This window comes from Pedobacter sp. ok626 (assembly GCF_900100435.1).
In the GTDB taxonomy this organism is placed as follows: domain Bacteria; phylum Bacteroidota; class Bacteroidia; order Sphingobacteriales; family Sphingobacteriaceae; genus Pedobacter.
Genome location: NZ_FNEX01000026.1, coordinates 1 through 14784, shown reverse-complemented (window position 1 = coordinate 14784; position 14784 = coordinate 1). Strand labels below are relative to the sequence as shown.

At 37.6% G+C, this 14784-nt stretch carries 14 protein-coding genes and 1 pseudogene; 11 read left to right on the top strand and 4 right to left on the bottom strand.

All coding sequences use genetic code 11. The features are described 5' to 3' along the window. Window positions 1-82: 82 nt before the first annotated feature. The gene (locus tag BLS35_RS26055) at window positions 83-490 is read right to left on the bottom strand and encodes a hypothetical protein (RefSeq protein WP_090787340.1); all 408 of its coding nucleotides are present in this window, start codon (window positions 488-490) and stop codon (window positions 83-85) included. 259 nt (window positions 491-749) lie between these two features. On the opposite strand from BLS35_RS26055, the gene BLS35_RS26050 reads away from it, so the two are divergent. The 7 genes from BLS35_RS26050 to BLS35_RS26015 all read left to right on the top strand — a co-directional run bounded on the left by BLS35_RS26050 (window position 750) and on the right by BLS35_RS26015 (window position 7888). Continuing rightward, window positions 750-1628 carry a cell division protein FtsX gene (locus BLS35_RS26050; RefSeq protein WP_090787170.1) on the top strand — a complete coding sequence of 293 codons (879 nt, stop codon included), beginning with the start codon at window positions 750-752 and terminating at the stop codon, window positions 1626-1628. Then, complete coding sequence (locus BLS35_RS26045; RefSeq protein ID WP_090787167.1) at window positions 1628-1852, top strand: DUF3098 domain-containing protein; 225 nt, start codon at window positions 1628-1630, stop codon at window positions 1850-1852. Before BLS35_RS26050 ends, BLS35_RS26045 begins: the two co-directional genes overlap by 1 nt. 9 nt (window positions 1853-1861) lie before the next feature. After that, window positions 1862-2656 carry an undecaprenyl-diphosphate phosphatase gene (locus BLS35_RS26040; RefSeq protein ID WP_090787165.1) on the top strand — a complete coding sequence of 265 codons (795 nt, stop codon included), beginning with the start codon at window positions 1862-1864 and terminating at the stop codon, window positions 2654-2656. Then, complete coding sequence (truB, locus tag BLS35_RS26035) at window positions 2656-3378, top strand: tRNA pseudouridine(55) synthase TruB (protein WP_090787163.1); 723 nt, start codon at window positions 2656-2658, stop codon at window positions 3376-3378. The genes BLS35_RS26040 and truB overlap by 1 nt, the downstream gene beginning before the upstream one ends. A gap of 2 nt (window positions 3379-3380) precedes the next feature. After that, window positions 3381-4244 (top strand): YitT family protein, encoded by an 864-nt coding sequence (locus tag BLS35_RS26030; protein WP_090787161.1) that lies wholly within the window; start codon window positions 3381-3383, stop codon window positions 4242-4244. Between the two features lie 4 nt (window positions 4245-4248). Continuing rightward, window positions 4249-5184 (top strand): bifunctional riboflavin kinase/FAD synthetase, encoded by a 936-nt coding sequence (locus BLS35_RS26025; protein WP_090787158.1) that lies wholly within the window; start codon window positions 4249-4251, stop codon window positions 5182-5184. A gap of 481 nt (window positions 5185-5665) precedes the next feature. After that, window positions 5666-7888 carry a cation:proton antiporter domain-containing protein gene (locus BLS35_RS26015; protein ID WP_090787152.1) on the top strand — a complete coding sequence of 741 codons (2223 nt, stop codon included), beginning with the start codon at window positions 5666-5668 and terminating at the stop codon, window positions 7886-7888. A gap of 47 nt (window positions 7889-7935) precedes the next feature. On the opposite strand, the gene BLS35_RS26010 is transcribed toward BLS35_RS26015, so the two are convergent. Both BLS35_RS26010 and uvrA read right to left on the bottom strand, forming a co-directional pair. Continuing rightward, window positions 7936-8517 carry a LysE family transporter gene (locus tag BLS35_RS26010; protein ID WP_254779141.1) on the bottom strand — a complete coding sequence of 194 codons (582 nt, stop codon included), beginning with the start codon at window positions 8515-8517 and terminating at the stop codon, window positions 7936-7938. Window positions 8518-8578: 61 nt separating this feature from the next. Further along, window positions 8579-11377: an excinuclease ABC subunit UvrA gene (gene uvrA / locus BLS35_RS26005; RefSeq protein ID WP_090787147.1), complete on the bottom strand. Its 2799-nt coding sequence runs from the start codon at window positions 11375-11377 to the stop codon at window positions 8579-8581. Between the two features lie 291 nt (window positions 11378-11668). On the opposite strand from uvrA, the gene BLS35_RS26000 reads away from it, so the two are divergent. The 4 genes from BLS35_RS26000 to recA all read left to right on the top strand — a co-directional run bounded on the left by BLS35_RS26000 (window position 11669) and on the right by recA (window position 14450). Next, complete coding sequence (locus BLS35_RS26000; RefSeq protein ID WP_090787144.1) at window positions 11669-12244, top strand: RNA polymerase sigma factor; 576 nt, start codon at window positions 11669-11671, stop codon at window positions 12242-12244. A gap of 133 nt (window positions 12245-12377) precedes the next feature. Then, on the top strand, window positions 12378-12563 hold the full coding sequence (locus BLS35_RS25995; protein ID WP_132226079.1) for a hypothetical protein: 186 nt from the start codon (window positions 12378-12380) through the stop codon (window positions 12561-12563). Window positions 12564-12634: 71 nt separating this feature from the next. Further along, a complete protein-coding gene (gene nth, locus BLS35_RS25990; protein WP_090787137.1) occupies window positions 12635-13312 on the top strand; it encodes an endonuclease III in 678 nt (225 codons plus the stop codon). Window positions 13313-13433: 121 nt separating this feature from the next. Next, complete coding sequence (gene recA, locus BLS35_RS25985; RefSeq protein ID WP_090787338.1) at window positions 13434-14450, top strand: recombinase RecA; 1017 nt, start codon at window positions 13434-13436, stop codon at window positions 14448-14450. 94 nt (window positions 14451-14544) lie between these two features. Here recA and BLS35_RS28115 read toward each other — a convergent pair. Beyond that, window positions 14545-14784: pseudogene (locus tag BLS35_RS28115) on the bottom strand (hypothetical protein); the annotation flags it as partial.

The window sequence follows — 14784 nt, the reverse complement described above, 5'->3', positions numbered from 1 at the left end:
AATATAAAGGATTTTAAAGTTGACAAAAAAGGGCTGCCGGAATATTCCAAGCAGCCCCGAAGGTTTCATTATGTAAAATCTGCTACCTGGTTAGGTAATATTTTTCCGTTGTTTGCGGCGTAGCTCCTTCAACATTTGCTGTAATTTCAAGTTTATTAGCCGTGCCTGTGGTGATCTGCCCAATACGCAATTTGCCATTATAAGTGATGTTTATACGCTCACCTACCAGAACATTATAAATCCCTGTTGTGTTAATGCCATTAAAACTGATCACTACTTCATTGGCCTCATTGTTACGAAATTCAAAGTAATCTGTCGACACACCTGTGTAAGTAACCGTTGTTGAGCCAACAACAGTTGTTTCCACTTTGGCAACTTGCCAACGGCCTACTACATTGTCTCTAAGTTGTGTTCCTTCGTCTTTCTTACAACTCGTTATAGTTGCAAAAATCAATAATAAACCGATTGCGAAAGTAATTTGTTTTTTCATTTGGGAATGATTTTTAAGGTTTTCAATAAGCATTTTGTTCTGATAATAACGCAAAAAAGATTGCTTTGGTACAAAAATGTTACACAACAATGAGTTTTATTACAGTTCGACTAATGCTTTGCTCAATAAGCATGGTCCAAAAGCTACCTAAACGAGCAGCTATCCAATGAAAAGAAAATATATTCTAATGAAAATACGTTCTAGCTTTGTACATTAGTTACTTATATTTTTTATTTTCGCAGAACATAAATACAATTACATGGAAGAATTTGAAGTGAGTGATGCTTCTAAGAAGACAAAAACCATATATATATCTACAATATTCAGTATTGCCCTTGTTTTATTGATGCTGGGTATGCTTGGATTAATATTAGTACATGCCAAGAACCTTTCTAATTACGTAAAAGAAAATATTGTCCTGAACATTATCGTAGATGAAGGTGCTAAAGAGACTGCAGTTTTGCAATTTCAAAAGGAACTGAATGCAAATCAGGCCATTAAAAGCACAGTTTACGTGAATAAAGAAATGGCCGCCAGAAACTTAACCAATGATTTGGGTGAGGATTTTGTAAACTTCCTGGGCTATAATCCACTCCTATCTACCATTGATGTGTATTTAAAAGCTGATTATGCGAACAATAAAAGCATTGATGCACTGAAAGCCAGTATTGCTAAAAATCCAATCGTAAAAGAGGTGATTTATCAGAGTTCATTAATTGATATGGTAAATAAGAACATCAATACCATTGGTCTAATCATATTAGGCTTCGCGGCTATCTTGTTGATCATTTCTGTGGCTTTAATTAACAACACCATTAGATTGGCCATTTATTCGCAGCGCTTTTTAATTAAAAGTATGCAATTGGTTGGTGCAACCAGAAACTTTATACGTAAGCCATTTATTTTGGTTGCGGCTTTACACGGCTTAATTGCTGCTTTTATAGCTATTTTAATTCTACTCGGCATCTTGTTTTATGCACAAAAGGAAATCCCTGAAATGATTATTTTAAGGAATTACACTGAGTTTGGAATAGTACTGGCTAGTCTGATTGGCGTAGGTGTATTTATCACCGCCATTAGCACCTCATTTGCAGTGAGCAAATATTTAAACTTAAAAATTTACGACCTTTACAGATAATGATCGAGAAAAAATCTTCCCCTGCAACTCAGGGCGCCAAAAGTGAACTTGTTTTCACCAAAAAAAACTATCAGTTGTTATTGATCAGCATTGCGATCGTTGCGTTGGGCTTTATCCTGATGATAGGAACCACTGATATTTATGACTTCAGAAAAACCTTACTGGCACCAATGGTAGTTTTGTTTGGTTTTGGCTTCGGTGTTTATGCCATTTTAAAAAAATAAGCACATCTGATGAATTATTTGCAGGCTTTTATTCTGGCCGTAATTGAAGGATTAACAGAATTTCTACCTGTTTCATCAACCGGCCACATGGTAATTGCCAGTTCCTTTATGGGTATTGGTAAGGATGATTTTGTTAAATTGTTTGAAGTAGCCATCCAGCTAGGTGCCATTTTAGCTGTTGTTGTCCTTTACTGGAAGAAATTCTTTGACTTCAGTAAGTGGCAGTTTTATGTAAAACTAATTATCGCCGTTATTCCGGCTTTATTTTTTGGGTTTTTATTGAACGACTTTATTGACAATACTTTAGGCAACCCTCTTTTTATTGCTGTAGTATTGTTACTAGGTGGATTTGTCCTGTTATTTATTGACAAATTGTTTAAAAATCACACCATCCATAACGAAAAAGACATCACCAATATAAATGCATTCAAAATTGGATGCTTTCAGGTTTTGGCTGTTATTTTTCCAGGTTTAAGCAGAAGTGCAGCTACCATTATTGGCGGTATGCAACAAAAGCTAACCCGACATGTAGCAGCTGAATTTTCTTTTTTCCTTGCTGTACCTACTATGTGCGCAGCAACGGGATACAAATTATTAAAAGGCTACCACTTGTTAAATACAGAAAACATTAAATTATTATTGTTTGGTAACCTTATTGCTTTTATTGTGGCCATTATAGCGATTAAATCGTTTATTGGCTTCTTATCTAAACACGGATTTCGAATTTTTGGCTGGTATAGGATAATAATAGGTGTAGTATTGATTGCACTTTATTATTCAGGGGTTGAAATGAATGTATTGTAATGACAGACCAACAAGAAGAACCTATAAAAAAAATATTTCCTGAATTTAATTTTGCCGAAGGAGAATTACTACTAATCAACAAACCCTATAAATGGACTAGCTTTGATGTGGTAGGAAAAATTAGAAATTCCCTGAAACCATTAAAATTAAAGGTTGGCCATGCGGGTACTTTAGACCCACTGGCAACCGGATTACTGATCCTTTGCACAGGAAAACTAACAAAGCAAATAGACACCTTCCAAGCAGAAGAAAAAGAATATACCGGAACCATGATACTTGGCGCCACTACCCCTTCTTTTGATATGGAAACGGTAGTCGACCAGGAGTTCCCATTGGATGGACTTACTGAAGAAGCAATACGCGCTGCTACAGCTCCGTTTACTGGCGATATACAACAATACCCACCCGCACACTCTGCTGTAAAGGTAAATGGTGAACGCCTGTATGTGAAGGCCCGTAGAGGTGAAGAACCAGAATTGCGTCTGCGCGATGTAAGTGTTCCGATTTTCGAAATTACCAGAATTGAATTACCAGAAGTTGATTTTAGAATTGTATGCAGCAAGGGGACCTATATCCGATCACTGGTTTCTGATTTTGGAAAGCAATTAAACAACGGAGCCTACTTATCTAAACTGGTGCGTACCAGAAGTGGCAACTTTTTATTGGAAAATGCTTACGAAGTAAAGGATCTTGTTGATTATCTTAGGGAACAAAAAGCATAACTATGCGGGGGCAGACAAAACCAAAGAAATTAAACTTTGCGAAAAACGTATTTTTAATTATATGTGGCATTGTTTCGGCTTGTTTTGGCTTAAAAAGTTTCTTGCTCCCTAGTGGTTTTATTGATGGTGGAGTAACAGGTATCTCGCTATTGATTAGCAATGTAACAGGCCTTAAGCTTTCTTATCTGATTGTGATCATCAACATTCCTTTTGTTATTTTAGGTTACAGACAAATCGGTAAAGTTTTTGCCATTAAAACATCTGTTGCCATATCAATACTTGCTATTTTATTGGTTGTAGCCCCTTTTAAACCCATTACCCATGATCCTTTATTGATTGCCTTTTTTGGTGGACTATTTTTAGGTGGCGGGATTGGTTTGGCTATGCGAGGCGGCTGTGTAATTGATGGAACAGAGGTTTTGGCCTTATACATCAGTAAAAAAAGCACGCTTACGGTGGGTAACATCATTCTGATCCTAAACATTGTCATCTTCTCTTTCGCAGCGATATTGTTAAGCATCGATACTGCACTTTATGCTATCTTAACTTACTTATCGGCCTCTAATACGGTAGATTATATTGTAAATGGGATCGAACAATATACCGGAGTTACTGTTATTTCGGAGAAGAATGTTCAGATTAAAAAATTCATCATTAACCAGATGAAACGCGGTGTAACCATTTATAAAGGCGAAGGCGGCTACGGTGTAAAAAAGGATATAGATATTTTATATACTGTTGTAACTAAGCTGGAAATGGGCAAACTACAAACTGCCATAAGGCAAATAGATCCTGACGCATTCGTAATACAACAGCAAATCGCTGATATAAAAGGAGGTGTGGTAAAACGCCAGGCCTTACATTAATTTTATGAAAATATACAATCACTTTTCTGAATTTAAAAGATTAAATAATGCGGTAGTTACCATTGGCACGTTTGATGGTGTGCATTATGGTCATCAGAAGATTATTAAAAGACTGTGTGAGCTCGCTAAAGCTACAGGTGGAGAAAGTGTAATTCTTACCTTTTTTCCGCACCCAAGGTTAATTATAGATCCTGAAAATCAGGATTTAAAAATGATCAATACCATTAATGAGAAAGCTAAGATTTTAGCGAGCTTAGGCGTAGATCATTTAATCATTACCCCCTTTACGCGTGATTTCTCTAACATGAGTCCTCAGGAGTATATTAAAAATATCCTGGTAGATACGATCGGCGTTAAACAACTGATTGTGGGCTACGACCATCGTTTTGGTAAGGATAGAGCAGGTGGAATGCCTGAGTTGGAAGCTGAGGCTAAAACCTATGATTATAAAATTGAGGTGATCCCTGAGCAAGATATCAACGATGTTGCGGTAAGCTCTACCAAAATACGTAGTGCCCTTTTGAGCGGTAAGGTAGCCCTGGCTGCCAAATATTTAGGCTACAACTTTTCTTTGTATGGAAGAGTGATCAAAGGTGATAAAATTGGTAGAACCATAGGCTTCCCTACGGCCAACCTTTTTATTGAAGAAACTTACAAACTGATTCCAGCGGACGGTATTTATGCGGTGACAGTTGATATGGATGGGCAACCCTTTAAAGGCATGGCCTACATTGGGCAAAGACCTACCATCAATGGCATGACAAGAAATATTGAGGTGAATATATTCGATTTCAATCAGGAAATTTATGGACAGGACATCACCATGACCTTCCTGCAGTTTTTAAGAGATGACGTTAAATTTACCGGATTGGAAGCCCTTAAAGTGCAATTACAAAAAGACAAGGAAGACACTTTAGCCTATTTTAGCAGCCTATCTTAATCTCAATTCCATGCCTTTTTATTAGCAAAAAAGGACTTTTTTTGCTATATTTACGGCAATGAGGTGTCTTTTTAGCGCAATAATACTTTTTTGTATACAGCTAATCTCCCTGCAATTTGCTTCGGGAAAAGAATGTGGCACAACAAGAATTAAGCGTCAGCAGGAAAAAACTGCAACAAGAGCATTTCATTATCAAGCCAGTAAAAAGCATTCGTCGTCCTTTAAAAAATTTCTTTTTGACGATGCTCCATTTATTCATTCTACTATAAAAAAATCGGGTTTCGACTATCCTTTATCTTTTGAGATTCAGGGCAGCTTTAAACAATATCAGGTTTTAACTGTTAAGATTTACAACTCATTTCCACACTGTTGCTATTCGTTTATATTTGATTATTTGTACCCCAAACATGTTTTTTGGTGAAAACCTTATGCTAAATACTTTTTAACATAATACGATACCACAATAAAAAAATACGTTTATATGATACATTTACCAGTATTAATTACTGATTTAGGGCTAATACTTGCCGCTGCAGGAATAACTACGCTTCTATTTAAAAAAATAAAACAACCATTGGTTCTGGGCTATATCTTGGCCGGACTACTGGTTGGTCCGCATATCGATTTTATACCCACCGTTACTGACAATGAAAGCATCACCATCTGGGCAGAGATTGGAGTTATCTTCTTACTGTTTAGCCTAGGTCTTGAATTTAGTTTCAAGAAACTGGTAAAGGTTGGTGGATCGGCTTCTATTACAGCTATTGTAGAGGTCGTATTTATGTTGTTGATTGGTTTCATAGCCGGTAAGGCCATGGGCTGGTCTACAATGGATAGCATATTCCTAGGCGGTATTCTTTCTGTCTCCTCCACAACTATCATTATCCGGGCATTTGAAGAGCTTGGCGTAAAGCATAAGAAGTTTGCGGGGCTGGTATTTGGGGTATTGATTGTAGAAGATTTAGTTGCCATCTTATTATTGGTCTTATTATCTACCCTTGCCGTAAGTCAGCAGTTTGCAGGCGCAGAGATGCTTGTTTCTATTTTGAAACTGTGCTTCTTCCTTATTTTATGGTTTATAGGCGGTATATTCTTAGTTCCTACTTTTTTAAAGGCGACAAAGAAACTGATGAATGATGAGACTATGCTGATTGTATCTATCGCCTTATGTCTAATTATGGTATTGCTTGCTGTTAAGGTAGGATTTTCGCCAGCGCTTGGCGCTTTCATCATGGGCTCAATACTAGCCGAAACAACACAAGCAGAACGGATTGAACACTTAACAAAATCCGTTAAAGATCTATTTGCTGCGATATTTTTCGTGTCGGTGGGTATGATGATCAACCCTAGTATTTTGGTTGACTATGCGCTGCCTATTTTGGTAATTACGCTTGCAACTATTCTGGGTAAATTTTTAAGTTCTGGTATGGGCGCTTTGGTTTCTGGTCAGCCGCTTAAAACATCAGTACAAACAGGCTTAAGCTTAGCCCAGATTGGGGAGTTTTCTTTCATTATTGCAACGCTGGGACTAACACTAAAAGTAACGAGCGACTTCCTTTACCCGATTGCAGTGGCGGTATCGGCAATTACAACCTTTACTACCCCTTACTTAATTAAGGCATCCGAACCTTTTTACTACTTTTTAGAGCGGAATCTACCTAAAAAATGGGTTGAGGGATTAAACAGATATAGTTCCAGTACAGCAGGTATTACGACCTTGAGCGACTGGAAAGTGCTACTTAAATCGTACACATTTAACACCATCATTCACTCTGTTATCCTGATTTCAATTGCTGTTTTAGGCTCGAAATACCTACAACCCTTTATTACCGGTATTATTCCTGGTAACAACGGTATTGTGCTTAGTCTGGTGATTACCTTAATTATTATGACACCTTTTCTATGGGCATTGGCCATTAGGAGGATCGAGAAAAAGGCTTATTCTCATTTATGGCTCAATAAAAAATACACCAGGGGTCCATTAGTTGCCTTGGAAACTTTACGGATTTCATTGGCTATTTTCTTCGTTTGCTTTCTAATCTTCCAATTTTATAACAACTGGCTAGCCATTGCTATTGCAGTCGCACTGATTGTTATTGGAATGTTTATCTTTTCGAGGAAACTGCAAAGCTTTTACAATCGTCTGGAAAGTCGTTTCTTGCTAAACTTAAATGCTCGTGAAGCGCAAAATGCACAGCCTGAGATTTTGCCATGGGATACTCACCTTGCCGAATTGGTGGTGGCACCAGAATCTAAATTAGTTGGACAAACATTGATGGAATTGTCCATCAGAGAAAAATATGGGGTTAATATCGCCTTAATTGAGCGGGGTAAAATTATGATCCCAACCCCGGGAAGGGATGAAAGACTATATCCGAACGACAAGGTTATGGTGATTGGAACGGATAATCAACTGGCCATGATTCAGGAACTTTTCCAAGGTAGTGTGGATGAAACTGCTGAAGAAGCTAGCTTCCCTAAAAAAGACATGACCTTACAAAAAGTTGTTGTCAATACCAGCTCCCCAATTTACGGACAAAGTATACGGAGTTCGGGTATTAGAGAAACTACACAAGGTTTGGTAGTAGGTATAGAGCGACAAGGTGAGCGCATACTTAACCCCGATTCTAATATGGTATTTGAAAATGACGATATTGTTTGGATTGTAGGGAACAACAAAAAGGTTCCAGAATTACTAAAGTAATTTTATACGATTCGTCATGCCAGTGAAGGCCGGTATGACGAATTGTATTATTTAATCAAATGAATATAAGTGATTTTGCAAATATGGTAGGCCGACAAGGCGAAAAATAGTAGTGCAATACTTTTATTAACGATATAGCTACTTAGCGTAAATTTCTCTTGTATGTATTGTGCAAACCTGGCAAAGCCATATAAGGCCAATGCAGCTCCTATCCCCGACCCTATACTGAAAACAGATAGAGAAAGGTAACCTGTATCAATCCATTCGTGAGAGATCAGATAAGTACCCACAAATAGCCAATAAGGAATCTGCATAGGGTTAACAACCCCTAAAAGCATACCGTACTTAATACTATCCTTCTTAGAATAATCTTCCTTAGGCATCTCTTTTCTCGATCTCCAGGTTAATACACCTAGAATACCAAACATAAACACCATCACTACGTCGATGGTACTTTCGAGATTAATTTCGCTGGAAAGCCACTGCACAAAACGCATCACACCAAAAGTGAAAAGGATTTCTACAGTAGAAAACGCCGCAATAAAATATAAGGCCTGCCTGATACCTCTGGTAATTGTAAGCTGAACTACGGTTAGGTTTATATTCCCAGGAGGAATATAACCTAGCATATTTAAAATGATCCCCAGAAAGAGTGTTAAAAAAATCATGCGCGAAGATACAACGATTTGACTACATATGCTCCTTTAAGTACTTTGCTGTGTAAGACTCTTTTACACCCAAAAGATCCTCTGGAGTTCCTTCAAAAACAACATTTCCACCTTTATCTCCACCTTCAGGTCCGATATCTATCACCCAATCCGCTGACTTTATCATGTCCATATTGTGCTCAATTACCAGGATCGAGTTCCCTTGTTCTATTAGGGTATTTAGGGCAATAAGTAATTTTTTGATGTCATGAAAATGCAGTCCTGTTGTCGGCTCATCAAAAATAAACATCGTCTTATTGGCGTTATTTCCTTTGATTAGAAAAGATGCCAACTTAATACGTTGCGCCTCTCCACCCGATAATGTATTGGAAGACTGGCCTAAATGCACATATCCCAAACCAACATCCACTAAAGGTTGTAGTTTCTGTAATATTTTAGGCTCATTGCTAAAGAATGCAACAGCTTCTTCAATGGTAAGGTCCAATATGTCGGCTACGTTTTTATCCTCATAGGTAATGTCTAAAACTTGTTGCTTAAATCTGCGACCGCCACAGGTTTCACAAGGCAAGTAAATATCAGCCATAAACTGCATCTCTATCTTTACCTCTCCTTCTCCCTGACAAACGTCGCAACGACCGCCCTCTACGTTAAAAGAGAAAGCTGCTGGTTTTAGTCCTGCCGCTTTTGAAGCTGGCAAGGCCGAGAATAAGGCGCGAACATCATCCCAGGCTTTTACATAGGTAACCGGATTTGATCTTGATGAGCGCCCTATTGGGTTCTGATCAACCATCTCTACCTGACTTACCAATTCGTAGTTGCCATATATACCATCGTAAGCGCCGGTTTGCTCTCCAGAATAATTACCTATCGCTTTTTGTAGAGCCGGATAAAATATCTTTTTGATTAAACTGGTTTTACCTGATCCCGAAACGCCACTAACGACTGTAAATACACCCAAAGGGATTTTTACATCTATATTCTTAAGGTTGTTTTCCCTCGCTCCTTTAATTAAAACGTGGTCTTTCCAGTTTCTACGTCTTGTAGGAATCGCTATTTTTTCTTCACCAGAAAGGTAACGTCCGGTTAAGCTGTTTTCATCTTTAATGATCTCCTCATAGGTTCCGCTAAACACCAGATTACCACCATGCGTTCCAGCCTCTGGACCAATATCGATGATATGATCGGCAGCTTTCATCATTTCCTCTTCGTGCTCTACAACGATAACTGTGTTTCCCACATTTCTGAGTGATTCTAGTACCCCTATTAACTTATTGGTGTCCCTAGGATGTAAGCCTATACTTGGCTCGTCCAATACATAGATAGAGCCTACCAGACTACTTCCTAATGATGTAGCCAGATTGATCCGCTGTGATTCTCCACCGGAAAGCGTATTTGAAAGTCTATTTAAAGTTAAGTAGCCTAATCCTACGTTGTTTAAGTAAAGTACTCTGTTTTCAATTTCGGCTAGTAGTCGTTTAGAAATCTTCTGATCTGTTTCAGATAGCTTTAGATTTGTAAAAAAGTCTAATATGGTTTCCAGTGGCATCAATACCACATCAATGATAGACTTATCTGCTATTTTGACATATGATGCATCTTTACGCAATCTGGAGCCTTTACAATCTGGACAATTGGTTTTTCCCCTATAACGGGACAACATCACGCGATATTGAATTTTAAACGTTTGCTCCTCTAACTCTTTAAAGAAATCGTCTAACCCACCGAAATACTTGTTACCAGTCCAGATTAATCTTTGTTCTTTTTCCGTTAATTCACTGTATGATCTGTGAATAGGAAAATCAAACTTATCTGCGCTTTTAATCAGCTTATTAAGCCATTCGCGCATCTTTTCCCCTCTCCAGGGAGCAATTGCATTGTCGTATATACTTTTACTTTTATCTGGGATCACAAGATCCTCATCAATGCCAATTACGTTTCCATAACCTTCACAACGTTTACAAGCACCGTAAGGGTTGTTAAAACTGAAAAAGTTTGGGGTAGGTTCTTCGAAACGGATACCGTCAAGTTCAAATCTGTCACAAAAATGAGTCAGTTTACCTTCATAATCCACATAGCAATCGCCCTTGCCTTCAAAAAAAGCAGTCTGTACAGAATCTGCAATACGACTTAAAGTTTCTTCATCGTCGTGAACAACGATCCTATCGATCAATATATTAACAGTAAGCTCATCTACGAGCTCGAAGTCTTTAAAGTCTGTATCCTCAAGAATGTCCTCTATTTTATGGATCTTCTCTTTATAATACACCCTTAAAAAGCCTTTCTGCAAAAGCACAGCCAGCTCTTCCTTTAAGGATCTGTTATTGTGAGGAAATAATGGACAAAAAATGGTCACTACACTTTCATCTCCTAGTGCAGAAATAAAATCAACAACCGTGGTTACTGTATCTTTTTTCACTATTTCTCCTGACACAGGAGAATAAGTCTTCCCTATTCTGGAAAAAAGCAGTTTTAGATAATCATAAATCTCTGTCGAAGTACCAACTGTAGAACGAGGATTTGACGTAATTACCTTTTGTTCGATAGCGATTGCCGGGGCGATCCCTTTAATATAATCTACATCGGGCTTATTCATCCTTCCCATAAATTGACGGGCATAAGACGACAAGCTCTCTACGTAACGGCGCTGCCCTTCAGCATATAAAGTATCAAAGGCCAAAGATGACTTACCAGAACCTGACATTCCGGTAATCACCACGAGCTTATTTTTAGGTATAGCTACATCTATATTTTTAAGATTATGAACTCTGGCACCCTTTATGATTATATGTTTATGTGGATCTTTATTGATTTCCTTATTCATTGATTTCTTGCTAGAATACTGCTAATATAACCCAAATAAAAGAATTTTGGTTTTTCTCAGTAAGTGCAAAAATAAGGCTCTCAATCCACTTTTATTTTTTTTTAACACTTTTTATATGGTTTTGTAATAAAAAAATGGTTCTTTTGAAATATTGAGCCATAAATCAAACCACTAACTAACAAACCAATAGGAGAATTCATATAGAAAAAAACGTCTACTAACTATTTTTTAGCAAAGAAGCAAGAGATTAAGTGAAACCAAGAAGCAAGGGATTTTAGTAAGGATACTCCTATGAAACTACAACAAACGAGTGACCAGGATTTGGTTAAGTTATACCTTAACGGGGATGAAACCGTTCTGGAAGAACTTTTAAAAAGACATAAGTCGAAAATTTATACATCCATATACCTATTGGTTAAAGATCAGTATCTGGCCGAGGATATATTTCAGGATGCATTCATTAAAGTAATTAATACATTACGATCGGGTAGATATAATGAAGAAGGCAAATTCTTGCCATGGGTGATGCGTATTGCGCATAACCTGGTTATAGATTACTTTAGACGTGAGAAAAGAGCACCAGTAATTACGAGTGCCGATGGAACAGATGTATTTAATCTGCTCCAATTTCATGAAGAAAGTGCCGAAGACAAAATGTTGAGAGATCAAACGCATACTGATTTAAGGGCAATGATTCATTTATTGCCTGATGATCAAAAAGAAGTTCTGATTATGCGTCATTATGCTGATCTGAGTTTTAAAGAAATCGCAGATTTGACCGATGTAAGCATTAATACAGCTTTAGGACGTATGCGTTATGCATTAAATAATCTTCGTAAGATGATGAAAGTAAAGGAAATCTCCTGATTTTCAGCCTTAAACAGCGATTTAAAGGGGCTCCTCCAATTGTAAAGAATATATTACAATTCAAAGTGAATTATTTGAAAATAAATTAAGCAGTTAAGCGTTTTTCATTAAAACTAAATACGCGCCGCTGCTTATGATGAAAACCTTTACTTCAATTAACAACTTAGATCACTCGCAACACAATCAGGAAAATACTGATAAAGTTGAAGTGCAAGATGCAATGTTTTACGAAAGCATTAAATCTCAATTGGATATGCTCAAAAGAGATCCCTCAGAGGAATCGATTGCTAAGATCTTAGCTTATTCAAGAATCAAGTAATTTTAAAAGATCATTAAGCTGCCGCGAAACCGGCAGCTTTTTTTATGCCCGTTTTTTATCTAAGTTTGCCTATGCTCAAAAAAGAAAGATATCAACTTTTTGTGTCCCATTTTTCTGCCCGGCAACCAAATGCCGAGACAGAATTACACTACAATAATCCGTTTCAATTACTTGTTGCTGTGATTTTATCAGCGCAATGCACAGATAAAAGGATCAATCAGGTTACGCCTGCTTTATTCCAACGCTTCCCTAATGCAAAAGCACTGGCAGAAACCACTCCTGATATTGTATTTGATTACATCAGAAGTGTAAGCTACCCGAATAACAAGGCAAAACATTTGGTAGGGATGGCAAATATCCTGTTAAATGAATTTAATAACGAGGTACCTTCTGATGTGGATCAATTGCAGAAAATGCCTGGTGTTGGCAGGAAAACGGCCAATGTAATTGCCTCTGTGATATACAATGCACCAGCAATGGCGGTTGATACCCACGTTTTTAGAGTGGCCAATAGAATTGGTTTAACTGCGGGTAAAACGCCGCTGGCAGTAGAAAAAGATCTGGTAAAGAATTTACCCGAGCATACTATTCATGTAGCACACCATTGGTTGATCTTACATGGAAGGTACATTTGTGTGGCCAGGTCTCCAAAATGCAGTATTTGCGAAATCACACATTTCTGTAAATATTTCCAAAAAAACAATAAAATAACTAAAATATTTAGTGATCGGGAGGAGCCCACAAAATAATTTAAACTTTATTTGCATATTTAAAATTAAAACACAGTATATTTGCTAACATAATTAGCATACAGATTTAGCATTTAGGTCTATACATTAAATGTCTATCTTAATAAAGAATTATAAAAACATGAGCATAAACGCAGACAAACTAAAAGCGCTTCAACTTACTTTAGATAAGTTAGAAAAATCATATGGTAAGGGTACAGTGATGAAATTAGGTGACAATCCAGTTGAGCCTATTGAATCTATATCTACCGGATCTATCAGTTTAGATATTGCATTAGGCATTGGCGGAGTTCCAAAAGGTAGGGTTATTGAAATATACGGTCCTGAATCATCAGGTAAAACTACTTTGGCTACCCATATCATTGCTGAAGCACAAAAAAAAGGCGGAATGGCTGCGTTTATTGATGCTGAACATGCTTTTGATAAAGGCTATGCAAAAAAACTAGGCGTTGATGTGGATAACCTGTTGATATCTCAACCAGACAATGGTGAGCAAGCTTTAGAAATTGCTGATAACCTGATTCGTTCTGGTGCTATTGACGTAATTGTAATTGACTCCGTAGCTGCGTTGGTACCTAAAGCAGAGATTGAAGGTGAGATGGGTGACTCTAAAATGGGTTTACACGCTCGTTTAATGTCGCAAGCATTACGTAAACTTACCGGAACAATCGCTAAGACAGGATGTTGCTGTATTTTTATCAATCAATTGCGCGAAAAAATTGGTGTAATGTTTGGTAACCCAGAAACTACGACTGGTGGTAATGCCCTTAAGTTTTATGCATCTGTTCGTTTAGATATTCGTAGAACATCACAAATTAAAGATTCTGACGAAGTAGCAGGAAATAGAGTAAAAGTAAAAATTGTTAAAAACAAGGTTGCTCCTCCTTTCCGTATCGCAGAATTTGACATTATGTTTGGTGAAGGTATTTCTAAAACAGGTGAGATTATCGATCTTGGTGTTGATTTCAACATCATCAAAAAAGCGGGTTCCTGGTTCTCTTATGGAGATACTAAACTTGGACAAGGTAGAGATGCGGTTAAACAATTGTTAATGGATAACCCAGAATTATCTGAAGAAATCGAAGCAAAAATACGTGCTGAGGTTACAGGAGAAAAATTAGAAGAATTAGCTAAATAGTTAATTCAGACAAGCATAGAGTAGGAAGGTAATCATTATTTGATTACCTGTCCCCTCACACCACCGTACGTGCCGTTCGGCATACGGCGGTTCATTAAACATAAACAGCTTTAGGGGCTACTATTTCTTTAAGACATAGTAGCCCTTGTTTCTTTAAAAATGCGTTGTTGAGCGTCCGGGTCAAGATCGGGCTATGCACCGTTCTCCAATGGCCTTTACGAGTATTTCCCCATTGATAGGCTTGATAGGGTTTCACCCCTAGTTTCTCAAGCTGTTTAACACGAGTCTTTACCTGTTTCCATTGGATCCAGTAGCATAGTCGGATACGACTACG

Excerpts from the sequence above, each read along its gene's own strand:
- nth (WP_090787137.1), top strand. The coding sequence starts at position 12,635 with ATGCTCAAAAAAGAAAGATATCAACTTTTTGTGTCCCATTTTTCTGCC.
- BLS35_RS26055 (WP_090787340.1), bottom strand. The coding sequence starts at position 490 with ATGAAAAAACAAATTACTTTCGCAATCGGTTTATTATTGATTTTTGCA.
- truB (WP_090787163.1), top strand. The coding sequence starts at position 2,656 with ATGACAGACCAACAAGAAGAACCTATAAAAAAAATATTTCCTGAATTT.
- BLS35_RS26000 (WP_090787144.1), top strand. The coding sequence starts at position 11,669 with ATGAAACTACAACAAACGAGTGACCAGGATTTGGTTAAGTTATACCTT.
- BLS35_RS26025 (WP_090787158.1), top strand. The coding sequence starts at position 4,249 with ATGAAAATATACAATCACTTTTCTGAATTTAAAAGATTAAATAATGCG.
- BLS35_RS25995 (WP_132226079.1), top strand. The coding sequence starts at position 12,378 with ATGATGAAAACCTTTACTTCAATTAACAACTTAGATCACTCGCAACAC.
- BLS35_RS26050 (WP_090787170.1), top strand. The coding sequence starts at position 750 with ATGGAAGAATTTGAAGTGAGTGATGCTTCTAAGAAGACAAAAACCATA.
- recA (WP_090787338.1), top strand. The coding sequence starts at position 13,434 with ATGAGCATAAACGCAGACAAACTAAAAGCGCTTCAACTTACTTTAGAT.
- BLS35_RS26045 (WP_090787167.1), top strand. The coding sequence starts at position 1,628 with ATGATCGAGAAAAAATCTTCCCCTGCAACTCAGGGCGCCAAAAGTGAA.
- BLS35_RS26010 (WP_254779141.1), bottom strand. The coding sequence starts at position 8,517 with ATGCTAGGTTATATTCCTCCTGGGAATATAAACCTAACCGTAGTTCAG.
- BLS35_RS26015 (WP_090787152.1), top strand. The coding sequence starts at position 5,666 with ATGATACATTTACCAGTATTAATTACTGATTTAGGGCTAATACTTGCC.
- BLS35_RS26040 (WP_090787165.1), top strand. The coding sequence starts at position 1,862 with ATGAATTATTTGCAGGCTTTTATTCTGGCCGTAATTGAAGGATTAACA.
- uvrA (WP_090787147.1), bottom strand. The coding sequence starts at position 11,377 with ATGAATAAGGAAATCAATAAAGATCCACATAAACATATAATCATAAAG.
- BLS35_RS26030 (WP_090787161.1), top strand. The coding sequence starts at position 3,381 with ATGCGGGGGCAGACAAAACCAAAGAAATTAAACTTTGCGAAAAACGTA.